Source organism: Virgibacillus sp. M23 (assembly GCF_034190895.1).
In the GTDB taxonomy this organism is placed as follows: Bacteria; Bacillota; Bacilli; order Bacillales; family Amphibacillaceae; genus Virgibacillus; species Virgibacillus salarius.
The window spans coordinates 1-22,313 of record NZ_JAWDHA010000004.1 but is presented as its reverse complement, the minus strand read 5'-3'; the positions used below and the strand labels follow the sequence as shown (position 1 = coordinate 22,313).

The 22,313-nt window shown below is 36.5% G+C and carries 20 protein-coding genes and 2 pseudogenes; 9 read left to right on the top strand and 13 right to left on the bottom strand.

What is annotated here, in order from left to right; genetic code table 11:
* On the bottom strand, window positions 1-594 hold the full coding sequence (locus tag RVS70_RS02370) for a lysophospholipid acyltransferase family protein (RefSeq protein ID WP_026681698.1): 594 nt from the start codon (window positions 592-594) through the stop codon (window positions 1-3).
* 296 nt (window positions 595-890) lie between these two features.
* Between RVS70_RS02370 and RVS70_RS02365 the strand changes: the two genes are divergently transcribed.
* From RVS70_RS02365 to RVS70_RS02355, 3 genes are all read left to right on the top strand, one after another.
* Window positions 891-1,784, top strand: a complete 894-nt coding sequence (locus tag RVS70_RS02365) for a TetR/AcrR family transcriptional regulator (protein ID WP_026681697.1) — start codon at window positions 891-893, stop codon at window positions 1,782-1,784.
* 241 nt (window positions 1,785-2,025) lie between these two features.
* Window positions 2,026-2,652: a metal-dependent hydrolase gene (locus tag RVS70_RS02360; RefSeq protein ID WP_026681696.1), complete on the top strand. Its 627-nt coding sequence runs from the start codon at window positions 2,026-2,028 to the stop codon at window positions 2,650-2,652.
* Between the two features lie 421 nt (window positions 2,653-3,073).
* On the top strand, window positions 3,074-4,474 hold the full coding sequence (locus RVS70_RS02355) for a right-handed parallel beta-helix repeat-containing protein (RefSeq protein ID WP_121604933.1): 1,401 nt from the start codon (window positions 3,074-3,076) through the stop codon (window positions 4,472-4,474).
* A 115-nt stretch (window positions 4,475-4,589) separates the two neighbouring features.
* Here RVS70_RS02355 and RVS70_RS02350 read toward each other — a convergent pair whose 3' ends face one another.
* Together RVS70_RS02350 and RVS70_RS02345 are read right to left on the bottom strand one after the other, a co-directional pair.
* A complete protein-coding gene (locus tag RVS70_RS02350) occupies window positions 4,590-5,135 on the bottom strand; it encodes an NADPH-dependent FMN reductase (RefSeq protein ID WP_026681694.1) in 546 nt (181 codons plus the stop codon).
* 77 nt (window positions 5,136-5,212) lie between these two features.
* On the bottom strand, window positions 5,213-5,833 hold the full coding sequence (locus RVS70_RS02345; RefSeq protein ID WP_121604932.1) for a superoxide dismutase: 621 nt from the start codon (window positions 5,831-5,833) through the stop codon (window positions 5,213-5,215).
* 284 nt (window positions 5,834-6,117) lie between these two features.
* Between RVS70_RS02345 and RVS70_RS02340 the strand changes: the two genes are divergently transcribed.
* Window positions 6,118-6,738 carry a helix-turn-helix transcriptional regulator gene (locus tag RVS70_RS02340; protein WP_121604931.1) on the top strand — a complete coding sequence of 207 codons (621 nt, stop codon included), beginning with the start codon at window positions 6,118-6,120 and terminating at the stop codon, window positions 6,736-6,738.
* Between the two features lie 160 nt (window positions 6,739-6,898).
* On the opposite strand, the gene RVS70_RS02335 is transcribed toward RVS70_RS02340, so the two are convergent.
* From RVS70_RS02335 to RVS70_RS02300, 8 genes and pseudogenes are all read right to left on the bottom strand, one after another.
* Window positions 6,899-7,900: a 2-hydroxyacid dehydrogenase gene (locus tag RVS70_RS02335; protein WP_205388441.1), complete on the bottom strand. Its 1,002-nt coding sequence runs from the start codon at window positions 7,898-7,900 to the stop codon at window positions 6,899-6,901.
* Between the two features lie 29 nt (window positions 7,901-7,929).
* Window positions 7,930-8,688 (bottom strand): 3-oxoacyl-ACP reductase family protein, encoded by a 759-nt coding sequence (locus RVS70_RS02330; RefSeq protein WP_026681690.1) that lies wholly within the window; start codon window positions 8,686-8,688, stop codon window positions 7,930-7,932.
* 5 nt (window positions 8,689-8,693) lie between these two features.
* On the bottom strand, window positions 8,694-10,211 hold the full coding sequence (locus RVS70_RS02325; RefSeq protein ID WP_321132472.1) for an FGGY-family carbohydrate kinase: 1,518 nt from the start codon (window positions 10,209-10,211) through the stop codon (window positions 8,694-8,696).
* Between the two features lie 15 nt (window positions 10,212-10,226).
* Window positions 10,227-11,489 (bottom strand): PTS galactitol transporter subunit IIC, encoded by a 1,263-nt coding sequence (locus tag RVS70_RS02320; RefSeq protein WP_026681688.1) that lies wholly within the window; start codon window positions 11,487-11,489, stop codon window positions 10,227-10,229.
* 114 nt (window positions 11,490-11,603) lie between these two features.
* Window positions 11,604-12,149 (bottom strand): glycerol-3-phosphate responsive antiterminator, encoded by a 546-nt coding sequence (locus tag RVS70_RS02315; RefSeq protein WP_026681687.1) that lies wholly within the window; start codon window positions 12,147-12,149, stop codon window positions 11,604-11,606.
* A gap of 87 nt (window positions 12,150-12,236) precedes the next feature.
* The gene (locus tag RVS70_RS02310; protein WP_026681686.1) at window positions 12,237-13,028 is read right to left on the bottom strand and encodes a class I fructose-bisphosphate aldolase; all 792 of its coding nucleotides are present in this window, start codon (window positions 13,026-13,028) and stop codon (window positions 12,237-12,239) included.
* Between the two features lie 261 nt (window positions 13,029-13,289).
* Window positions 13,290-13,855 (bottom strand): annotated as a pseudogene (locus tag RVS70_RS02305) (NADPH-dependent FMN reductase).
* Window positions 13,856-13,864: 9 nt separating this feature from the next.
* A complete protein-coding gene (locus tag RVS70_RS02300; protein WP_228088586.1) occupies window positions 13,865-14,923 on the bottom strand; it encodes an LLM class flavin-dependent oxidoreductase in 1,059 nt (352 codons plus the stop codon).
* Window positions 14,924-15,040: 117 nt separating this feature from the next.
* On the opposite strand from RVS70_RS02300, the gene RVS70_RS02295 reads away from it, so the two are divergent.
* Window positions 15,041-15,388, top strand: a complete 348-nt coding sequence (locus RVS70_RS02295; protein ID WP_026681683.1) for a winged helix-turn-helix transcriptional regulator — start codon at window positions 15,041-15,043, stop codon at window positions 15,386-15,388.
* Window positions 15,389-15,886: 498 nt separating this feature from the next.
* On the opposite strand, the gene RVS70_RS02290 is transcribed toward RVS70_RS02295, so the two are convergent.
* Complete coding sequence (locus RVS70_RS02290; protein ID WP_166530339.1) at window positions 15,887-16,987, bottom strand: metal ABC transporter solute-binding protein, Zn/Mn family; 1,101 nt, start codon at window positions 16,985-16,987, stop codon at window positions 15,887-15,889.
* Window positions 16,988-17,084: 97 nt separating this feature from the next.
* Complete coding sequence (gene rpsN / locus RVS70_RS02285; RefSeq protein WP_026681681.1) at window positions 17,085-17,354, bottom strand: 30S ribosomal protein S14; 270 nt, start codon at window positions 17,352-17,354, stop codon at window positions 17,085-17,087.
* A gap of 201 nt (window positions 17,355-17,555) precedes the next feature.
* On the opposite strand from rpsN, the gene RVS70_RS02280 reads away from it, so the two are divergent.
* The 4 genes and pseudogenes from RVS70_RS02280 to RVS70_RS02265 all read left to right on the top strand — a co-directional run bounded on the left by RVS70_RS02280 (window position 17,556) and on the right by RVS70_RS02265 (window position 22,113).
* The gene (locus RVS70_RS02280) at window positions 17,556-18,398 is read left to right on the top strand and encodes an aldo/keto reductase (protein WP_121604925.1); all 843 of its coding nucleotides are present in this window, start codon (window positions 17,556-17,558) and stop codon (window positions 18,396-18,398) included.
* A gap of 913 nt (window positions 18,399-19,311) precedes the next feature.
* A complete protein-coding gene (gene nhaC / locus RVS70_RS02275; protein WP_321132471.1) occupies window positions 19,312-20,769 on the top strand; it encodes a Na+/H+ antiporter NhaC in 1,458 nt (485 codons plus the stop codon).
* 67 nt (window positions 20,770-20,836) lie between these two features.
* Window positions 20,837-21,370 (top strand): annotated as a pseudogene (locus tag RVS70_RS02270) (enolase C-terminal domain-like protein); the annotation flags it as partial.
* A 47-nt stretch (window positions 21,371-21,417) separates the two neighbouring features.
* Complete coding sequence (locus RVS70_RS02265) at window positions 21,418-22,113, top strand: hypothetical protein (RefSeq protein ID WP_026681678.1); 696 nt, start codon at window positions 21,418-21,420, stop codon at window positions 22,111-22,113.
* Window positions 22,114-22,313 lie beyond the last annotated feature (200 nt).

The window sequence follows — 22,313 nt, the reverse complement described above, 5'->3', positions numbered from 1 at the left end:
TCACTTTGACTGGAGCTTCTGCTGGAGCAGACGTAATTCCTGATTTAGTTCAGCTAACATAACTTCCATTCCCTCTTTTTTAGTCAAATCTGTTGACAGATAAATTGGTTTGCCATATATAATTTTCGGTTTCACACGCGTCAACAGATCTTTAAAATTATTTGGCCCACTATAAGCCACCGGAATAATTGGAACATTCGCATGTCCTGCAATCGTAACTGCACCTCTTTTTAAAGGAACTTCCTCACTCGTTCTCGTACCACTTGGAAAAATCCCCACAACCTTTCCCTCAGATAGTAAACGTCTGGGAATTTTAATGGTACTCGGACCAGGATTTTCTCTATCAACTGGAAATGCGTGGAGCCCCTCCATCAACCATTTTAAAAATCGAGTTTGAAAGAGCTCTTTTTTTGCCATATAATGGATTTTTGTTGGCAGAACAGATACTCCGAGCCATAATATATCAACCCAACCTGTATGCGTACAAGCTATAACATAGCCACCTGATGTCGGTACATTTTGCTTTTCGTATACACTCAATCTTCCAAACAAACGTAATATTATTTTTAAAGCATGTGCTGCGAAATAATACATATCCTGAAACCCCTTCACTTTATAAATAGATTGATTTATTCTTACGACTTCATTCTAACATAAAGTATTAATACCTGATACTAATATTGTATAAAGCTCAACAATTTTTTTAAGCTTCTCTCAATAATATTCGTTCTCATTGCTAAGAAGATAGTAATCGGTTACGATAATCTTATGCTGCATAAGGTATAGCTAATATTATCCTTCCATTATTTGCAGTTGAACGACGCTGGTTCTTACAGGAATGGAGCAAAATTATCTTTTTCTTCCTGTGAGAGCGGAATAAAGGTGATAAGATGAATGAAAGAAAGCGACAAGTTTTAGTTACTGCACAACAACTTTTCATCGAGAAAGGGTTCTCTGCTACTTCCATACAAGATATTTTAGAGGAATCAAACATTTCAAAGGGAACATTTTATAACTATTTTTCCTCGAAGAATGAATGTCTAATAGCAATATTAGAATATGTTAATGAGGAGACATTTGTTAGGCGAAGAGAAATTCTTATTGGACAAAACCTTTCTGATAAAAAAGTTCTTGCAGAACAAATAGCAATTCGTATGCACATTAATCGCGAACAGAATCTATTTCTTCTGTTTGAAGCTATTTTCCATTCCGGTGACGATGAACTAAGAGATTTTGTCAAAAAAAATCATTTAGCCGAATTATTTTGGCTAAGAGATAGACTAATTGATGTATATGGCAAAGCATCTGCTCCCTATGCACTTGATTGTGCAGTCCTTCTACTTGGCATGATGCAACATATTATTCATATTTGGACTGCCTCATCAAAGAATTTAAGTGATATTACTGAGCTTGTAGCCTATGTGATTAGAAGAATAGATGCGATTGTACCACAATTGATACATTCAAAAGACCTGCTTTTAGATGACGATGTACGAAGCACATTAGCGAGAAACATAGGTGATAAGAAAGGATCCAAAGACCAACTTTTAACTCAATTAAATGGCTTCCACCAAAAACTTGATACGAATACTACATCAAGCGGTCTGGAGTACTTGCTATTTCTACTTGAAGAATTAAAAAAAGATGATCCTAGATATTTCCTGATCGAGACAATTTCGCACTCATTTAAAGAAGTATTTAAAACAACGCCCCATGAAGTAGAGGCCAGAGAAATAGCCTTCAAGCTATGGAATTTTGTAGATTCTACAAACACAAAAGAATAAGATGATCTGTAACTAGGAGCAAGCTCGATAGATTGAGATTGCTCCTTTTTGTTTTCTAAATATAGATTATCCAATTCAGACTGCCTTTTCACGTTTGACTTTCACTTGTTCTCTATACTTTCTCATAAAATAAAACAATTGAAATAATTAATTCTACTACTAAACAGAACATATATTTTGTTGTACAATGTAATAGTCTGTTTTTCTATAATCTCGTATAGGATGGAGGGAGTACTACTAAATGAATGGTACAGCACATGCAACAATTGGAGCAGCAACAGGATTTATTATAGCAAACAACCTTCAATCTACTCCTTCGCAAACACTTTTACTAATCGGGATCGGTACCGTATCAGGTTTACTTCCTGATCTTGATATCGATGGTAAATTAAGAGGAAAGATAACCTTATCTCATAAGATGTTTCGAGCGGTTGCACAATTAATTGGTGTTTTGCTTATTTGCTATAGTTTCTATGAAGGAGCAAATAATGAAAGGTACATTGGGATGGGAATCGGTTTAGCACTGTTGGCATTATCTTCATCGATCAAGCAAAAGCATATGCTAACCATTACCGGGATTGGTATACTAGCGGGTGGACTATCCTTACAGGAAATGTGGTTACTATTGCTAGGAATCTATATTCTTATTGCTTCCTTTGTAGCACACCGTACATATACGCATTCTATCTTGGGGGTTATTTTCTTTGGGTTTATTGCTGCTAACCTAGAATCCTCACTTGCTGTTGACGGCGTTTACTATACCTGCCTCATTGGGTATATTAGCCACTTAGTTGGAGATAGCAAGTTCCTCCCGTTTAACAAACGAGGCATTAAGCTTTTTCTACCAATTTGGTCAAAGGACATGTAAGTAAGTTAGGAGTTAGTGATAGCATTTTCTCCAAATGCCACTAACCTCTTGCTCTTCATCCCATGAAGTTCAGATTCAGTCGTAACTAGGTACGGTTGCTTCAAACCAACCTATGTATCTTCTACCAGTTCTCTATTAATATAGTGTTCCCACATGCTTCCATATGCTTTGTTTTCCCTCATGTCCCTTCTTGTTGATGGAAAATTAGATCAACAAATAATTGCTACTATACTTTTTTCAACTCAGTCAGTTTTCAGTTGTTTCCAAATAGAATTGCACTAAAGCTCCCATAAATTAGATTTAATGCCGCATGGCCATCTCTTCAGCCTTCTTTTTTGCTTTAAATACGAAGAAATAGTATTTGTCTTCATCATCGTGTACGATGATGAAGACATAATTATTTTTATTACGGAGTGATTACATGAAAAAGGTATTATTTATTCTATTGATGGGGGCTGCTGTTACAATTTTTCTCATATCGAATAGTGCTAATGCAGGGCAGGAAAAGGTCATATATGTATCTATAAATGGAAATGATCAAAATGATGGTACAAAATTAAAGCCATTTCGCACGCTAAATAAAGCCGCTACAAAAGCTAGTGCAGGAACTACTGTCTTCATACGAAAAGGAACTTACAACGAAAAGCTTGTCGTTAAACATAGTGGTACAAAAACAAAACCAATTACTTTTAAAGCCTACAAAAACGAGAAGGTAGTTGTTAGTGGAAAGGACCTAAAGGATGCTGAAGAGAATACTTCGTTAGTTACAATAAATAATAAAAACTATGTTACAGTTAGTGGTTTAATCATACAGGATTTAACTAGTAATGTAACAAATGAAACAGTAATGGGAATTTATGTTACAGGTTCTAGCAGTCATATTACTTTAGAAAATAACCATGTGCAGCGTATTGAAACTCATGCAAATGATGGAAATGGGCATGGAATTGCGGTATATGGAACCTCTCCAATGGTAGACATAAACATTTTAAATAATACAGTGGAAGATTTAAAGCTTGGCTCAAGTGAATCGATTGTACTCAATGGTAATATAAATGGCTTTAAAATAGAACATAATCTTGTTCGCCGAAATGATAATATAGGCATTGATATTATCGGTTATGAAGGGATATCTAATGATAAGAAAAATGACTATGCACGAAATGGCTTCATAAAGAATAATCAAGTTTATGATATTTCCTCTTACGGAAATCCAAGTTATGGAGAAGATTATAGTGCAGGTGGTATTTACGTAGACGGCGGAAAAAATATAACTATTGAAAAGAATACCATCTATCATTGCGATATCGGTATTGAAGCAACCTCTGAACATGCTGGGAAATATGCGGAGCATATTACAATTAGAAATAATATTATTTATGAAAACTATTACACAGGCATATCAATTGGCGGATATGATAAAGAACGAGGTGGTACGAAAAATTCCATTATCTCCAAAAATATTATTTATCGAAACGATACGAAAGGGTTAGACGGGGGACAGCTTTTATTACAGCATAATATTAAAAAAAATGTGATTGAAAAAAACATTTTAACTGCTGGACCATCTCGTCTATTTATTGCTAACCATTTTACAACAAATTATGCCAACAAGTTAATAATGAATGTATTTCATAAGGAAGTAGGAAGAACAGGTATTTGGGTATGGAAAGAAGAAGCATACACTTCTTTTCCTGAATTTAAAATTACTTCAAAAAGCGATTTAAAATCCAGTTACCTAGACCCAAAATATGAAAATGAAAACCAATATAATTTTAATTTAAAGAAGGATTCACCTGCAAAAAATATTGTAGAGAACTAAGTGCTATAAGTTCCTGTAAAAGAGGCTACATAGTAAGGGCTGTCACCAAAAAGCCAGTTTAAATTTCGGGAACAGCCCTGTTCGTCTATCAGCTATCAGCAGATTTACTGCATCATTATTGTGTTTCCAGTTCAATCCGTTGTTGTATCGCCATCATCTCTTTCGTGAGCAATGTGATCCTATTTAAAATGGAAGGATCTACGATTTCATTATCATCATTATATGAGTCATTATGAATAAAAACACTACAAGACGGTACGATCCCTTTTAAATAAGAAAGTATCGGTTTAAGCTGGTATTCAGACACAAGAAAATGCTTTTCAGATCCGCCCGTTGTTATAATTCCTGTCACTTTAGATTTGAAAGCGTCCACAGGAAAATGATCGAGCAGGTTTTTTAACACACCTGAGATCGAAGCTTGATATATTGGGGAGCCAAATACAATGATATCTGCTGCTAAGACTGTATTTACAACATACCAAGTATCTTCGTTATAATAAGCTAAAGGGGTTCCACGAACAAATTCAACTTCATAGTCTTTTAAATCGATTAACTCTGTCTCGACATCTTTTTGCTGGCGTTTTGCAGCAAGTAAAACCTCGTGCACAGCTTGTGAGGTTTTCTCTCCAACTATTGATCCGGAAATTCCAACAATTTTCACTGGTTTCCCCCCTTTTTTATATTCTGTATATGTATGGAATAATGCGCCAGAATAGCACATCATTCCATTTATTTGCATTATTTCACAGCTAACTCATATTTTTCAGCAACTACGTCCCAATTAATAATATTAAAGAAATTCTCAATGTATTCTGGACGTCGGTTTTGATACTTAAGGTAATAAGCATGCTCCCACACATCAATACCTAAAATCGGTGTTTTTCCTTCTGAGATTGGGTTGTCTTGATTTGGTGTACTTATTACTTCTAGCTTACCAGTTTGATTAACAACTAACCATGCCCATCCAGAGCCAAAGCGAGTTGTCGCTGCATCAGCGAATTTTTGTTCAAAACTGCTAATACTTCCAAATGCTTCTTTTATCGCTTCTGCCAGTTTTCCAGCAGGTTCAGCTGCTTCTTTACCTGGTGCGATAATTTCCCAGAAAAGCGTATGGTTTAAGTGTCCTCCACCATTATTACGTACCGCTGTGCGGATATCTTCTGGTACTGCTTCCAAATTACTAATAATTGCTTCTAATGATTTGTCTGCTAATTCAGCCTTACCTTCTAGTGCAGCATTTAATTTGTTTACATATGTTTGATGGTGCTTCGCATGATGAATCTCCATAGTAGTTTGATCGATGTACGGCTCCAATGCATTTGTTGCATACGGTAGTTCAGGTAATTCAAATTTTGCCATAAAAAATTCCTCCATCCTTTTTATTTTGTACTTATTATACTTATTGGTATAATAAGTATGCAAAAAGGATATCGCATCAATTTGTTAAAAGCAATTTATATGCTCAAAAACCCTAATAATTTTGTTGGTCACATAGTTTCTTTTTGCTTTTAACTATTGCTACTTTTTTATACAATAAAGGAAATCTATATTCTGCCATATCAATGACCAGGTTTAGTATGAGCCTAGACTTGTTGCTTCTTATACAGACAGTGACCGTAATTTCCTAAAAAGAGGTGTTAATTATGGAAAGGATTACTACGAAAGATAAGATACTTCATCTATTAAAAAAAGAGGTTAAATTGACTGTTGGTGAACTGAAAAGGCATTTGAATATCACAGATATGGCAGTTCGAAAGCATCTTTCTATTATGGAAAAAGACGGGCTTATCTTTTCAGAAGAAGTAAAACAATCGATGGGAAGACCGATGCAACAGTATTCGTTATCGGAAAAAGGCGAATTATTGTTTCCAAAAAGCTATGAAGGGTTAAGTGTAGAATTTTTAAACGATATTAGAGATTTGCATGGAGATGATTCCATTCAGCGATTATTTCAAAGACGAGAAAATCGTTTAACGAACGAATATAATATTCGGATGTACCAAAAATCCCCATCTGAAAGAATAAAAGAAATGGAAATGATTCAAAATGAAAAAGGTTATATGGCGGATATCACAAAGATTGACGCAAACACCTATGAGCTTACTGAATATAATTGTCCTATTATGGCAGTTGCTAAAGAATACAAAATTGCATGCCGATGTGAAACCTCCATGTTTCAAAAGGTATTACAAACGGATAATGTTACACGAACAAGCTGCAAAACAGAAGGAAATGATCACTGTCGGTTTTTAATAGCATTTTAATACCGATTGTAATCATTTCCCTTTTCATTCAATAGAAATATAAAGTGAAACTTCAATCAGTGGGGGGTGGTTTATCAACCCACTGATTGTTAGGTGAACCGCTTGAAGCGGCGATCTTATTGCTAGTTATATGCGGGATAAAAATGTTAAAAGACTACTTTTACACTTGTCGTTTATACCATGCTAATAAATATTCTGCGAGTTTTTTTGGTGTATTGCGAAAAGCATCATTCGTACTTCCAGCCATATGAGCAGTAATTGTCACATTATCTAATTGTAAAAATGGACTACTATCTCCTAATGGTTCATGATCAAATGTATCAATCGCTGCTCCCGCAATTTCTTTATGCTGTAATGCTTTAATAAGGTCTGCTTCCTTCATAAGTGCTGATCTAGCAGAGTTAATGACTACAGCCGTATTCTTCATTTGTTGGAAATGCTCATAGCGAATCATATGCTTCGTTTCATTCGTCAATCGACCATGCATAGAAATGATATCTGATTCGGTAAGCACCGTATTTAAATCAACCTGTTCAAACGTTGTTTGCCCATGAAAATACGGGTCGTAGAAAATAATTCGAGCATCAAATCCACTTAAGAAGCGACCAACTAATTGGCCAATGTTTCCAAACCCGATTAAGCCAATTGTCCTCTCTTCAAGTTCAGGTATAAAGGAACTATTCGGAAATTCTTTACGCCATTCACCTTGTTTTAGAGAAGCATGAGATCTTGCAATATTACGAATTTCTGATAAGATGAGTCCAACCGTAAACTCAGCTACACTTCGCGCGTTGCGTCCTGGTGTATTCACCACTTTAATATGCTTTTCTCTGGCTATATCATTATTTACGTTTTCTGTTCCCCCACGAAGTACACCTATTACTTTTAAATTGGTTGCAGAAGAAATTACCTTCTTATTTATAGGAGCAAATTGTGTAATGATCATATCAAACGTATCCATATCCTCTAGTAAGTCGTTCGGTACGTCAACAACCTCACTCCCGCCTTGTTCAATCGCTAGATTATCCTTTTGCAACTGCTCTAAATTTTCATGTTTCCATTCACGTATCGTAACTTCGATACCAGCTTCCTTTAATTTGGTTAGACCTTGTTCCATCATTTCTTTTGTAATAAATAAGTCAGCAATGGCTAAACATTTCAATTTCCATAACCCCTTTTTTGTTTTAATGTTTATCGCATCAACATGCCACCTGTAGCATCAATGGTTGCACCAGTAAGGTAGTTTGCCTTCTCTGAGACTAAGAAAGTTGCTATATCAGCAATTTCTCTAGGTGATGCAACACGCCCCAGCGGAATACGATTCATGTAGTATTCTTTATTTTTTTGTAATGAGTCTTTAATCATATCTGTTTCCACTATCCCTAAAGCAAGGTTATTTACATTTATTTCGCTTTTTGCTAATTCACGTGCAAGCGAAATCGTAAAACCAACCATTCCAGCTTTACTTGCTGCATAGTGAGCATGACCAGTTGTCGATCCATGAAATGCTGCTTGCGAGGTAATATTAAGAATCTTTCCTGATTTCTTTTTGTCTAAGCAATGATTAGAGAAAGTTTTACATGTTTGAAATACACTGGTTAAATTAATATCAAGAGTTTCCTTCCAATCCTCCAATCGCATATCTTTCACGTAACTTGTCGGCCATACACCTGCATTATTAATCAAAACGTCTACATCACCGAAATACGCAATACTTTTAAGCACTACTTCTTTTGCTGCATGAGCATCCGCAAGATTCACTTGAAAAGCTACGGCTTTGCAGCCCAAAGCTCTAATTTCACTTACTACATCTTGGGCTTTTTCTTGACTTCCTTGATAGGTAATAGCAATATTAGCACCTTCTCTTGCTAAAGCTAGTGCTGTTTCCCTACCAACGCCTCTTGAACCTCCAGTAATAATGGCTACTTTTTCTTTTATCCCTAAATCCATCGCTACTACACCCCTACCTTCCAAATTTGCTCCATCTTCTCTAGCGTTTCTTTATAAAGCTTATATTTTGTTGCATACACTTCGGCTCTGTTCGGATTTGGCTTAATGATATGTTCTACATGTACCATATTTCTAGCAGCTTCATCGATTGATCGGTAATATCCAGTCATTACCCCTGCACACATTGCTGTTCCAAGCGTTCCATGTTCTTTGACTTCAACAATTTCCAGTGGGATTTGTAGACAATCAGCAAACATTTGTAACCAAATAGCTGATTTAGTTACACCGCCAGCAATTCGCGATGATTCAAGTTGGTCATTATATTTCGTCAATCGTTCAATATGATATAAATGACTAAAGACAATACCTTCATACACCGCTCTTAAGAAATGCTTCAATTGATGCCAGCTATTCATTCCGATAAAACAAGAATTGGCATTCGGCACTGTATTGGAACCGAATAAAAATGGAAAAAACAAAAGATTACTCTCCTCAGGCTCAGTTGAAGCTACTAGTTCGTTACAAAGGTCATATATAGAACTTCCTTGTTTTTCAGCTTCTTGTTTTTCTACAGACATAAATTTTTCAATAAACCATTCCAAATTACTTGCTGAAGTTGGGCTTGCTTCAGTTGTAAGCCAATAATCAGACAAACAATAAATAGAAGTCATAAATAAATCCTTGTCTACAATTGGTTTCCTAGTAATATATTCATTTATACTCCAAGTCCCCGCTACAATGCATAATTTATCTTCTTCAACTAAGCCTGATGCTACAGCCGACGCCGCGATATCAAATATTCCTCCTGCAATTGGCGTCCCCTCCTTCAGCCCTGTTGCTAATGCAGCTTCTTTCGTAACATATCCGCAAATATCGGTTGATTGCTTAAGAGGAGGTAGCTTTGGCAACATTTTACTTAAACCAAAAAATTCAAGTAAATGCAGATCATAGCACTGATCTTTTACATTGATTAGATTCGTACCTGAGATATCAGTCAATTCCAAATAGGCTTCTCCAGTTAATTTAAACCTAATGAGATCTTTAACCATGAATACATAATCCGTGTTTTCTATTACCTCGGGTTTATTATCTTGCAACCACGCTAACAACGCTACCGGTTGGCCTGCCCACACAGATTGCATTGTTTTCGGCAATATTTCTGATTCAAACCTCGGATTAGCGTACCATTTCTCAATATAGCTTTTCGCACGGTTATCGGTAGAGATAATACCATTGTAAGTAGGGTCACCACTTTTGGTTGTTAAATATAAACCGTTACCATGTCCAGTAATGGAAACTCCAGCTATTTGTTCTGAATCAATGTTTGATTTCTTTAGTACCTCTTTAATAACCGTTACGTTGGCATTCCATAACTCATTAATGTCACGCTCTGTATGAAATGGCTTTGGCATAATCATCGTTGTCTTTTGAGAAGCAATTGCCACTTCTTTTCCAGATAGCGAATAGAGTGCTGCCTTTGTAACTGTTCCCCCATTATCAATACCTAGTAAATACTTATTCAAAAAAATCATTCCTCCCTATCCAAAAAATGATGCAATTTTAATTAATAACCAACCTAGCGGCGTTGAAGCTCCACCAACAAGATTTGCAAGCTCTGTTGTATCGCTTATGTTGTCAGGTAAAGTAACGTTTGCTAGATTAGCAGCTTCCGTAAAAGCAGTAGCGATATCTGTTCCGATATATAACACCATCGTCATAATTACCAGCCCTGTTATGTATAACCGAACCATATTTTGTTTTAAATAAGGTGCACACATCGCAAACAAAAATGAAAGCGATGCCAAGTCAGTGAATGGTAATAATCGGTTGCCAGGTAGGATAATTGCAAGTAAAAGCGTAGATGGTATCATCAACAAACCGGTTGCAAGTACAGCAGGATGACCAATTAACAACGCTGTGTCCATAGCAATGTAAAACTCTCTATCTGGAAACTTTCGTTTTAAAAACGATTCTGCTGCTTCACGAATTATTGATAATCCCTCTACAAGTACGTCAACCATCTTAGGTAAAAGTACCATTACCGCTGCTACTGTTACAGCTAACGTTAAAACAGAGCTTATATTAAATCCCGCTAAAATCCCTAACAGTGCTCCAATGATCGCCCCCAATGTAAGGGGTTCTCCCAATATCCCGAATTTTTTAGTAATCGATTCAGGATCTGCCTCCACTTTACGTAATCCGGGTATACGCTCGATTATCCAATTTATAGCTATTCCAAATGGCACAAAAACTGCTGTAGTCCCGTGTGGGAATGATATCCCTTTTAAATTATAGTCTGATTGGATCCGTGGAGCAGTTACATCGCCAATGATCAAAACCACTATAAAATGAAGCAGTGATGCAACAACAGCTATTGATATACTCCCAGTTATACTATAAACGAGTGCACCTGTTATCATGAATATCCAGAAGTTAAATATATCAATATTGACTGTTTTTGTTATATTAAACACTAATAGAATTATATTTACTAGGATGATGCTAATTACTGCAAAAGGAACAATCGGTGTTCCCCAGCCAATTGCAGCTGCTACTGGCCACCCCGGATCGATCACCGTCAGTTGCAAATCAAATCGCTTTACCATTGCTTCTGCTGCAGGTCCCATACTCTCAAGAAGAAGTGTAATGATTAGATTTATACCCATAAAACCAATTCCTACAAGCATGGCAGCTTTAAAAGCACGACCTAACCTAATCCTAAAACATAGTGCTAAAATTAAGAAAATAATTGGCATCATAACTGACGGACCTAGATCAATAACCCAGTTTATTATTTCCATCCTTCTATTCCCCCTTTTTTTGTGCATGAAAAACCCCCCAAAGAAGACAGCCCTTTGTCTGTCAGCTTTGAGGGAATTATCACCTAATCACAAATACCCCTTCGCTATTTTGTTTTACCAAAGCTCTCTATTACTTGTCGTCACAGCAACAAATCCCCCATGAAGAATTTTATTTATTTTATCTTTTGTATCTAGAAAACCACCCGCAAGCAGGCTTGCTTCTGGGACGATGGATTGAATCCGTTCGACAAAATGAATAGCAAACGGTCCTGGTAAAATTTCAACACCATCAAAATGCGTATTTTTTAACGATTTCAATGACTGATCCAACGAACGAGAATCAAACAAGAAGATACGATAGATTGTCAGCATTCCCATTTTACTTGCAGCGTTTAATACACGTTGATTCGGAGAAATAACCCCATCGACTTTAAACATCTCTTTTAACCATTTAACACCCTTCGTATCTTTCGTTAACCCTTCAACCAAATCTAAATGTACGATGACTTTTTTACCAGCTTGGTGACAACGATTCGTTAGCTCTTTTAAATTGCCAATATGCACTTCAGAGAGAAATATATATGTTGACTTACTTGAAAGCGCACTTTGCAAATCCTTTAGTTGTCTTATAGAAGGGATTACAGTCTTTTGCGAAAACATCGCCCTCACCCCTTTTTTAAAGCGCTTGCAACTATTACTCTAGAAAACTTCAAAAAAAGTGTCAAGCTCTACGTATTTTACTAGCTATTATGTCTGATAAACTTCATACGCTTCTTCAGCTGTACCATTTTTATGAATAATTGTATTCAAACCAGCTACCACTTTTGATGGGTGTTCATTTTGCGTAATATTACGTCCTACAGCCACGCCTTTCGCTCCAGCATCCATACAATGCTTAACAAACTTAAAATAGGCTAACATGTCATTTGTCTTAGGTCCACCTAAGGCAAGCACAGGTCGTTGAGCAGCTTTCACAATCTCTACGTCACTAGCTTCACCAGAAAATCTAGTCTTAATAATATCAGCACCGAGCTCCGTCCCCATTCTTCCTGCAGAGGCGATGACTTCCGGTTGATTGGAGGCTTCACTACTTATCGCATAACCAAATGGTAATGTTTCGCACATAAATGGCATATTCCACTTATCTGCTTCACGTGCCAAATTAGCAGCTATTTGATGTGAACTTGCTTCATTCGTAGTTCCTGGAAACGTCATTGAAATCACACCATCAGCGCCGAGTTTTAATGCATCTTCAACTGTAATTAATCCAGTTGTATTTGGAACACTTGCATCAAACAGTTCTGTCGATATATCCGCACGTACTACCATGCCGACATTGGTAAAAGTATCAGCATATGTTTTAGCCATGCCATATGTCACAAGTACTGCATCTAGCCCATTTTCAATCATGCTTGGCAATTGAGCGATTGCCTTATCAATACCGGTCGTTTTCGTTGAAAAATAATACCCATCAAGAGCCAACGTTATTGACTTTCCATCTTTTGCAAATAGATTTGCCATTCGTCTAGTTTTTTGCATGCTATCTCCCCAATTTCTATAATATAGACAACAAAAAATCCCCACAACCAACTGACAGTTAACTGCCAATTATTGCAGGGATTCACCTAAGCACATACCCAATTGTTAATGCTATTTTGTTGTCGACTTTCATTAATTTTATCATATAGGATGGAGAACTATCTGTCAAGACCATTTGAATGCGCTTTCCTTAGGCGTTAGCAACATATAGCCTTAAAAAGGCAAGATGCTTTTGTAAGGGAAAGCTTTTACCTTAATGAATTAAAAGAAGTATTCTGCTTCTTTCTTTTCGCGAATAGCTGTATATGTTTCGGTTAATACAATTGTATCTTCCACTAAACGGTCAACTCGGAATCGCACATCATCATTAATTATTTCTTTTTGATAAAAGTCCTGTTCCTCAATAAATACATAAGACGGAACTATCTGTGCTTTCATATACGTTAAAATTGGTTTCAGTTGTTGTTCAAGGACCAAATAATGTTTTGGCGAACCAGCAGTTACTAGCATACTTACAACTTTATCAAGAAATGCGTTTACTGGAAGTAAATCAAATATATTCTTTAACGTAGCTGGAATCGATGCTTGAAATATAGGTGTTCCGATAATAATTGCATCTGCCTCATAATTAATTGGGTAACATATTTTGTATCCCCTTCATAATCTAAATAATGACGGCCGTCACTGAACTGAACGTCATATTCTGCTAAATCCATGAAAGTAACGCCTACATGTGGATACGTATTCTTAATTGTTTTCATCGTATACTTCATAGCCGTGCTCGTTTTCGTACCAATCTTTGACCCAGACATCGCAACAATTTTCATTTTTTCCTCCTATTTTTCTGCTGTATATTTTTTAATGGCTGGTAGAATTTCAGCACCAATGATCTCGATATTTTTCTTTAAACGATCAAATGGAACACCACCAAAATCAATTTGGGCAATATAACGTTGATGCCCAAATAATTCATGCTGGTATAAGATTTTTTCAATAATCTGTTGTGGACTACCTATATTCATAACATTATGCGGATCTGCTCCTTGTGCAAAATGCTGTTTAGGAAATCCTTGTCCATTCGTTAGCTTCATTCCTTCATTTATATGAGGATACATTTCACGTAAAGCTTGCTGGGAAGTTTCTGCTGCATAAAAGAAGCCAGCAGTCGCGACTGGTAGCTTAGATGAATCGTGCCCACTTTTATTAGCAGCTTCACGATATGCATCAATCGAACGTTTAAAGCTTGTAGCTGGACCACCTAAATGAGCAAGAAACATTGGAACTCCAGCGTAACCAGCCTTGATGGCGCTAGCCGAAGAACCACCAACAGCTCGCCAAATTGGCATAGAATCATTTTTCGGACGTGGGAGAACTTCAGCGCTATTTAACGGCGCACGAAATTCACCATGCCAATTAACTATCTTCTCTCGATTGATTTTTAATAACAATTCGAACTTTTCCTCAAACAATGCTTCATAATCGTGTACATCATAGCCCAATAAATCAAATAATCCAATCCTTGATGCACGCCCAGCTACAATCTCAGCTCTTCCCTTTGAAATGAGATCAATGGTTGCAAAATTCTCATATACTCGTACTGGATCAGATGTGCTTATAATCGTCGAAGAACTTGCAAGCTTTATCTTTTCTGTTGCTTGGGCAATTGCTGCTAATACTACGGCGTGTGCCTGCGTTGCAAAATACTCCTGATGGCTCTCCCCAACACTAAAGAAATCGATACCTGCTTGTTCAGCTAACTTAGCAAATTCAATTATTTCATGTATACGTTCTTGTGCAGAGATACGTTCTGCTGTTTTAGGATTTGGCAGGTGGTCCCCTAGTGTATAGATGCCAAACTCCATTCCTTTACGTCGATCAATGCGATAAGTTTCCATTGTTCATCCACCTTTCCAATTACCTCTTATAGTGTTATTGTAGTTTATAACCATCACAAATATAAGTACGCACTTTAAGGTGACCTAGTATACAAAATGATACTTAGGAGGAATAGAATGGATAAAATACCAGAAGAATGTCGTGTAGAAGATGCTTTAGGTATACTTGTTGGTAAATGGAAACCAATAATCCTTTTATATTTATTACAAGAAGGAACGAAACGCTTTAATGAGCTAAGAAAAAGGATGCCCGAGATTACCCAAAAGATGTTAACGAAGCAATTGAGGGAATTGGAAGAAGAAGATATTATTCAGCGGGTGGTTTACCCACAGGTTCCCCCTAAGGTGGAATATTCCATTACGGAGTACGGAAAAACCTTAGAACCAATTTTGGAAGCCATGCATGAATGGGGAACTAAACATACATTGCATAAATTAAAAAAAGAGGAACATAGAATGAAATAACCACTATTAACGAAAGCTTGAAGACAAGCGTATTTTAATTAAAGAATAGTACGCATAACTAATATGATAAAGTGAAACTTCAATCAGTGGAGATATTGTATATTCTCCCACTGATTGTTCGTACCACAAGGGTATGACCTAAAGGCCCTAGAATCAATCGGACATTTACTGGCAGTCAATCCCCTCTTATTCATATTGGTTCCACTTTATTGAAATGGGATCTTACTGCCAGTTAGATGTGGGATAAAGTTTCTCCGGAAATATACTTCGTTTTCCTTAGGTGGCTAGAGAGCCTCCTCGTGCTGGCACACTGTAAGGTCTCACCGGTATCTTTCCTCTTTAGGATTAAGGAAAGCTTCGGCAGCGATACAGAAAAAGCGCTCTTCTTTTTCAAGAAGTCTAGTATATCTCCGGAGATAGAGTAGTGCCTTAGGTCCATAGAATAGACCCGCCTGTAATAATCGTAATATTTACTTATCTATTGAAAAGGCATAAAGTCTATTCTTTTAATGCTGTTATTAGGACATCTAGGTTTTGATACATAAGTGAAAAATAATCCTGCTCATTTTGTATATCTTCTTCAGTAAGAACAGATAAATTATGCAGGTCAAGCGACTTTACATTTGTTTCATTTTGAATAACTTTCGCTACTTTTGGCTCTACATTCTGTTCAAACAATAAATAGTTAATCTCATGGTCATCGACAATATTTATAACATCCACTAGCTGCTGTTGAGATGGTTCATTGGATGGAGATAATCCAGAAATAGCAATTTGCTTAATCCCATAAGCCTCTTCCCAATATCCATATGCTGCATGGGTAACTAAGATTTCATTTCTACTTTGTGCTTGAATTTTTTCATGATAGCTTTTGTTTAGTTCTTCTAATTTGGATTTCAAATCCGTAAAATTATTTTCAAATTCCGCTTCTGCTTCAGGCTGTAATTCTACTAATAAATCTTTAATATTTTCAGCAATCGTGATAGCTCGATTTGGATCTAACCAGACATGCGGGTCTTTGTCACCATGATTATGGTGATGTTCCTCAGGTTCCTCGTCATGATTATGGGACTCTTGATGTTCATGTGTATGCTCTTCTGTTTCATGGTCTTCCTGTCCATGATCGTGATGGTGCGTTTCTTCTTCCTCTTCCATCTCATTATGATGATGTCCATGGTCATGGTCATTTTCTTCGACATGACTGTGATGATGCTTATGCTCTAATAAAGGTATTCCTTTAGATGCTTCTAGTACAGTAACACCTTCGTCTTTTAATGCTTCCTTGATACTTTCCGCATAAGCTTCCATTTGGGCTCCGTTGTATATAAATCCATCCGCCTTAGCAATCTCAACCATTGTCTTGGATGTAGGCTCATATGTATGAGCATCTGCACCTAAAGGTAGAATCGATTCCACTTCCACATGCTCTCCACCTATTTGCTCTGTAAAATAGGTCAAAGGATATAACGTTGTATAAATTTGTAACACCTTATGATTTTCACCAGCTTCCGACACAGATAGTTCCTTCGCTACATTGCAGCCAGTCAAAAATAAAATAATAAAAGCAATATAGATACTAAACTTATAATATTTTTTCAAGTCGCTTCTCCTCCTTCATAAAAAACGTAATCATTACGATTTATATGCAAGAGGTAACCAATCAATGTAGGATATAGTTATTATTAATTTTTCCATCCTACCAGCTTGATTTCTTGACTCCTGGTAGTTGCCCCTTATGGGCATAATCTCTAAATGCGATTCGTGACATACCAAATTTCCTTAGGTACCCCTTTGGTCTACCGGTTACTTGACATCGATTTGTTAATCTTGTTGGTGAAGAATCTCTCGGTAGCTTTCGTAATGCTTCATAATCACCTTTTGCTTTTAATTCTCTACGAATCTCAGCATACTTTTTTACCATTGCCTGACGTTTTTTCTCTTTGACTACTTTTGCTTTTTTAGCCACCATATCCCTCCTTTCTAAATTTCATGCTTCAATATAAGAAGTCGCGCATTAAATCGTAATGATTACGATTAAATATTATACTTATAATCGTTGGATTTGTAAATAGTAACGATTACGTTTTATGAAAGATTAGTTCAAATAGTTGGTTTTCTACCTATAAATGTGTAACCTTGAGATAAGAATAAGAAGGGGTGAATCGAAATGAACCTATCTATACCAGAAGTCACTTTAAATGATGGGATTGCTGTACCTTTTGTCGGTTTTGGTACATATAAACTAAATGGGAATCAAGGTGTAACAGCAATTAGCAATGCGATACATGCAGGTTATCGATTAATCGATACGGCGTATAATTATGAGAATGAAGGAACAGTCGGAGAAGCAGTGCGTCGAAGTTCTGTCCATAGAGAGGATTTAATAATTACATCGAAATTACCAGGTCGTTACCAAGCCTATGACAAGGCTATAACTACTATTCAAGAATCCCTATATCGAGCGAATTTATCTTATTACGATTTATATCTTATACATTGGCCAAATCCAAAGCAGAATACGTATATCGAAGCATGGCAAGCATTAATAGATGCCAAGAAATGGGGACTCATTCGTTCAATTGGGGTATGTAATTTTCTACCTGAGCATTTGGAACGTTTAGAAGAAGAAACTGGTGTGCTGCCAAGCCTCAACCAAATTGAACTACATCCATTTTTCAATCAGGAAGAACAGCGAAAATGGCATGAAAAGCATAACATTCGTACACAATCATGGAGTCCATTGGCGCGAGCAAATGAGGTATTACAAAATGAAATAATTAATGACATAGCGAAAAACCATCAAAAATCTAATTCGCAGATTATCTTACGCTGGCATTATCAGCTTGGTTCTATTGCAATTCCGAAGTCTGCTGCATACGAGCGACAGCTTGAGAATATATCCATTTTTGATTTTTCTTTAGAAGAGTCGGAAATGGAGGCAATCGCAACCCTAACTCGACCGGATGGTAGAAATAAAGACCAAGACCCTGCAACCTATGAAGAATTTTAAGGAGAAACATTGATTAGTCAGAAATAAAACAAGTACTGTCTGACCCTAAAAGAGACAAATACGTCTCTGAGATCAGACAGTATAACCTTTCAAACATTCCGACGTTACCATTGTCTAGCTTTCGAACTCTTTAATTCTGCTATATTCATCCATCATCCATGCCATAATTTGTGAATTTTAGATACATCCGGGTATTACTGATCTGAAGAATGCAAACTGTCTTTCAAAAAAGTTTATGTAGCTACTAATCGGCACCAAGTCAACATGCGGTTAGCAACTTATATCGTTGGTATTCGAAACTGGCAGAGGCTTCTCTTTTAGAGGCTGGGTGTAATTATTAGGAAAATTTCTGAACGACTTCGCTTACAGTATAAACAAAATAGCCGGGATATTTTCAAACGCAGAGTAGAAAGATACATACATTAATTGAGGCTGAGACAAAAGAATGAAGAAACAATAAAACTGAACGTTGATTAGTTGAAATTAATCCGTGCACGCGGAAAGCGGGTATATTTTCACGGGGCGGCGATGATACTTCTATTTATAACATGATTATTCGTATTTTGAGTAAAAAGTTGTGTTTTGTCCCAGCTTCTTTTATTAAAAATAGCATACAGCATATCCCCTAATTGGATTAGTAAAAATAAGGATGTAGATAAAGCTATCATTGACAAATTAGGATACAAAAAACTATGTTTCTCAAAATAAGTAGACATAACATATTCATTTGTAAGTAAGCTTAAGCCTACCGTCCTCACGGAGAAGAATTGTTTTTATACGAACACGCTTTGTATACACCCACAATATTATTAACAAAAATAGATTGACAATTTTATAATTTCTAATTAAAATAATTTTTATTCTTTTAAAAAATGTTATTATTGTTACGACTTTACTAGATGGGGGATACAATATGAGCATCGATATAAAAAAACGAAAAATCAATATTTGGTGGTCACTCGTTCCATTAATAGTTATGATTATTGCAATGCTTTTAACCATTGTTGTTTTTGAAGGTGAACCTCACATACCACTCATTATCGGTACAGGGGTTGCTGCTTTGATAGCTTGGAATCAAGGTTATAATTGGAAAGAAATCGAAGAAATGATGTTTCAAGGAATTAAACTCGCTCTCCCGGCAGTACTTATCATCATGCTTGTCGGACTGACTATTGGTGCTTGGATTGGTGGTGGCGTGGTAGCTACAATGATTTATTTTGGCTTAAAAATTATTTCACCATCCATTTTTTTGGTAACGATTACAATCTTATGTGGTATTGTTGCATTGACAGTTGGAAGCTCATGGGCAACAATGGGGACAATCGGTGTTGCCGGCATGGGTATCGGTATGAGTATGGGAATTCCCGTACCGATGGTAGCAGGTGCGGTTATTTCTGGATCCTATTTTGGCGATAAAATGTCGCCACTATCTGATACAACAAACCTTGCATCTGGTTTAACAAACACAGATTTATTTGTGCACATTAAGCATATGTTTTATACAACTTTCCCTGGACTACTGATTTCTCTGTTTGTTTTCGCTTACTTGGGAAAAGATTTCGGCAGGAATACCATTGAGAATGCTAATATTCAACAAACCATTGCAGATATGCAAGCGAATTTTGTTATCTCACCATATCTTTTGTTGATTCCATTACTTGTGATTATTTTGGTAGCATTAAAGGTACCAGCGATTCCTTCAATCGCTGTAGGAATTATTATGGGATTCCTATCTGAAATTATCATTCAAGGAGATACCATAGCCAGCGCACTAAATGTGTTACAAAATGGCTATTCCATTAACACGTCAAATGAGATGGTTTCTGAACTATTTAATCGCGGTGGATTAATGTCAATGATGTATACTGTATCCATGACAATTGTTGCCATGACGTTTGGTGGTATACTGGAATACTCTGGTATGCTGCAAGCCATGATGGATCAGCTTTTGAAAATTGTAAAATCGACTGGTTCTCTTATTGCATCAACGATCGGTGCTTGCTTTTTGACTAATGCTACTTGTTCAGAACAATATATCTCCATCGTTGTACCATCGCGAATGTTTGCCAAAGTATATTATGATAGTGGACTACATTCGAAAAATCTATCCCGATCATTAGAGGATGGCGGTACGTTAACATCTGTCTTTATACCGTGGAATACGTGTGGTGTGTTTATATATGGCACATTAGGTGTACATGCTTTTGCCTATGCACCATACGCTATTTTGAATTTTACAGTTCCATTAATCGGACTACTCTATGCCTTTACCGGATTTACGATTGTAAAAATGGATAGAAATCAAGCTAATGATATCAATACCTTAGAAAATGAAGAAACTAGAGAAAAGAAAAGTAAACATTATATATAGGTAGAGATAATTATGAAAATAACTGCTATAGAAGTATTGCCAAGTAAAATATAGGCTTGGAACGTATCAAGCTGTCCATAAACATGTCGGCAAAAAACTGCTATTCATGCTGATGTCAACCAAGGCTGGCATTCTTCTGCAGCTACCTTACAAGCTTTAGATAAATTACAACATGTGTCTTTAAACTAGCTTGAGCAGCCAGTTATAGCTGATGATATGGATTCTCTAGCAGAAATAAAATTGAAAACTACTACTCCAATAAGGATTGATGAAGGATTACATGGTTTTAAAAAAATGCGTGAAGTAATAGCCAAGCGCTCACCAGATAAAGTGAATATTAAACTGATGAAATGTGGTGACATGTACCTGCTATAAAGTTAGCCGCGATGGCAGAGACGGCTCGGATAGACTGTCAGATTGGTTCAATGGTAGAATATTCCATCGGGTCTGCTGCCGGCTTTTATATAGCTTTTTAGAAAAAGACAATTACAAGCGTAGAATTAACAGGTCCATTAAAGTTTTCAAAAGACGTTGGCAATTTACAATATAATGTTTCCATTTATTCAATTGAACCAAACACATCGGCCTAGGAATTGATTTGATGAATCCACACTACTTACATTGACAGCATACAAAGAAGGTGTCCATATGAATCATAAGATTATTGCTGAAGGAAAGCTTCCAAAGTCTAAGCAATCCTTTTATGTTAGATTCTTAACCGTTGATGATATACCACAAATTTTAGAGCTTCAACAAATAGTTGAGCAAGCAATGGAAGTACCAGCGGCTTTACAGACGCTGAGCTATGAAGAATATCGCCATATTTTAACTGGAAATGGCTCAATGATTGGTATCTTCATTACGAACAAAATGATTGCTTTTCGAGCAATGCTCATTCCAAATATTGATGAACATGAACATTTAGGCATAGATGCTGGACTTTCGAAAGAAGAACGGTTAAAAATGATCTATTCAGAAATATCTAATGTACATCCTGACTTTCGTGGGAATCGACTACAAACGTATATGGGGGAATTACTATTTACAGAAGTAGACAAAGAGCGTTTTCAATATGTAGCAACCACAGTTGCACCATTCAATATTCCAAGTATTAAAGATAAGATTGCCTTAGGAATGGAAATAATCGCACTCAAAAAGAAATATAACGGAAAACTTCGTTACATACTACTCCGTGATTTCACAAGAGAATTTAATACTACTATAAAGAAAAAAATCGTTCGAATGATGGATTATGAAACACAGAAAAAACTACTGGAAGAAGGTTATCGAGGAGTTTCTATCCAAATAGATAATGACACGTATGTTCATTATAAAAAAAACTGAGCAAAATTCGCTCAGTCCTTATCACTACATGCTCAGATTTTACGCTTCCTCTAGTAGCTATTATGGAATAGCTACTGCTTGACCACCACTCCGGCTACCCACTTCCCTTTCCGTGGGGTTTGTCCTTCAGCTAACTTTTTTAGCAAAACCCGCTCAAAAAAGTGGATCTTCAGGTCAAACATTTCCCACAGGAGTTGAAG

What these genes read in the sequence shown, in the direction of transcription:
- RVS70_RS02370 (WP_026681698.1), bottom strand. Translation starts at nt 594, where the DNA reads ATGTATTATTTCGCAGCACATGCTTTAAAAATAATATTACGTTTGTTT.
- RVS70_RS02365 (WP_026681697.1), top strand. Translation starts at nt 891, where the DNA reads ATGAATGAAAGAAAGCGACAAGTTTTAGTTACTGCACAACAACTTTTC.
- RVS70_RS02360 (WP_026681696.1), top strand. Translation starts at nt 2,026, where the DNA reads ATGAATGGTACAGCACATGCAACAATTGGAGCAGCAACAGGATTTATT.
- RVS70_RS02355 (WP_121604933.1), top strand. Translation starts at nt 3,074, where the DNA reads ATGAAAAAGGTATTATTTATTCTATTGATGGGGGCTGCTGTTACAATT.
- RVS70_RS02345 (WP_121604932.1), bottom strand. Translation starts at nt 5,833, where the DNA reads ATGGCAAAATTTGAATTACCTGAACTACCGTATGCAACAAATGCATTG.
- RVS70_RS02340 (WP_121604931.1), top strand. Translation starts at nt 6,118, where the DNA reads ATGGAAAGGATTACTACGAAAGATAAGATACTTCATCTATTAAAAAAA.
- RVS70_RS02330 (WP_026681690.1), bottom strand. Translation starts at nt 8,688, where the DNA reads ATGGATTTAGGGATAAAAGAAAAAGTAGCCATTATTACTGGAGGTTCA.
- RVS70_RS02320 (WP_026681688.1), bottom strand. Translation starts at nt 11,489, where the DNA reads ATGGAAATAATAAACTGGGTTATTGATCTAGGTCCGTCAGTTATGATG.
- RVS70_RS02315 (WP_026681687.1), bottom strand. Translation starts at nt 12,149, where the DNA reads ATGTTTTCGCAAAAGACTGTAATCCCTTCTATAAGACAACTAAAGGAT.
- RVS70_RS02310 (WP_026681686.1), bottom strand. Translation starts at nt 13,028, where the DNA reads ATGCAAAAAACTAGACGAATGGCAAATCTATTTGCAAAAGATGGAAAG.
- RVS70_RS02300 (WP_228088586.1), bottom strand. Translation starts at nt 14,923, where the DNA reads ATGGAAACTTATCGCATTGATCGACGTAAAGGAATGGAGTTTGGCATC.
- RVS70_RS02295 (WP_026681683.1), top strand. Translation starts at nt 15,041, where the DNA reads ATGGATAAAATACCAGAAGAATGTCGTGTAGAAGATGCTTTAGGTATA.
- RVS70_RS02280 (WP_121604925.1), top strand. Translation starts at nt 17,556, where the DNA reads ATGAACCTATCTATACCAGAAGTCACTTTAAATGATGGGATTGCTGTA.
- nhaC (WP_321132471.1), top strand. Translation starts at nt 19,312, where the DNA reads ATGAGCATCGATATAAAAAAACGAAAAATCAATATTTGGTGGTCACTC.
- RVS70_RS02265 (WP_026681678.1), top strand. Translation starts at nt 21,418, where the DNA reads ATGAATCATAAGATTATTGCTGAAGGAAAGCTTCCAAAGTCTAAGCAA.